The organism is Streptomyces sp. NPDC051172, from assembly GCF_040682555.1.
GTDB lineage: Bacteria > Actinomycetota > Actinomycetes > Streptomycetales > Streptomycetaceae > Streptomyces.
In genome coordinates, this window is sequence record NZ_JBFBBE010000429.1 from 1 (window position 1) to 1,127 (window position 1,127).

Genomic DNA, 1,127 nt, shown 5'->3' on the forward strand with positions numbered 1-1,127 from the left:
TGGCAGACCGAGCGCGGCCTGAAACTCGGCAGCGTCTACACCTACCGTCGGCACCTCGAAGCGCACTTCTTGCCCACGTTCGGGGATCGCCCTGTGGGCGAGGTGACGGCGCTCGACCTGAACGCATGGCTCGACGCGCTCGAAGAGTCCAAGGGCCACACTGGAGCCGCCCAGATTCACCGCGTGGTCGCGGCGCTGTTCAAGTGGGCCACCGGAGACGCCGCCGAGCTGCCCCGCACGTTCACCCCGTGGCTACTGACCTCGCCCGTCCCTCCCCTGGCCGCGCGCCGCCTGCGCCGCCCGAACCTGCCCCAGCGCAACCGGGAAACGCTGACGGACGCCGAGCTGTCCGCCCTGGCCGACCTGATGCCCGAAGCCGACCGGCTGGCCGTGCTGCTGTCCGGTTGGTGCGCCCTGCGAATCGGGGAAGTCCTCGCCCTGCGCCGCCGTCACGTCACCACGGACCCGGATGGGACCGCATGGGTCCGCGTGGAATCCCAGGTTCAGGCGCGCGGGTCGGGCGTCCGCGAGGAGTCCCCCAAGTCGGACGCGGGACGCCGCGAGGTGCCCGTGCCCCCAGTGATCGCGGCCGACCTGGCCGCGCACCTGGACACGCACGCCGCACCGGGGCCGGACGGGCTGCTGTTCCCTCGCGTGGGCGGCGGGAACGGCCTAAACAATCCCAACACCGTCCGCAAGCGGTTCAACGCCGCATTGAAGGCGCTCAACGCCCATCGGGCCGAGGCCGGGGAGAACCCCGTAGAGAACTTCACGTGGCACGGCCTCCGGCACACCGCCCTAACCCGCCTAGGCCAAGCCGGAGCCACCACGGCGGAGCTGAAGGCATACGCCGGCCACTCCGATGGGAAGTCCGTAGAGGTGTACCAGCACGCCGAACGCCGCCGCCTGGCCGCCTTGGTTCAGGATGTCTAAGGATTTAGGATAACGATTTCATAACATGGGCTCACGTGTGCATTCTTACGGCGCACATGGTATATGCTGACACCATCAACTGAATGACGAGATGCTAGCCCCCAGGGGCGTTGCCGGGACCATACGGGCGAGATGCCCAGAGCCCCGATAGGTGAGGACAGGTGCCTCGCTGAACAGCGCATGCAAGGGCTAAC

At 68.2% G+C, this 1,127-nt stretch carries 1 protein-coding gene; it reads left to right on the forward strand.

Features of this window, described 5'->3' with window-relative positions; translation table 11 throughout:
* A partial coding sequence (locus AB0N07_RS51685) for a tyrosine-type recombinase/integrase (RefSeq protein ID WP_365848025.1) occupies positions 1 to 933 on the forward strand: 933 nt, incomplete at its 5' end.
* Between the last annotated feature and the right edge of the window lie 194 nt (positions 934 to 1,127).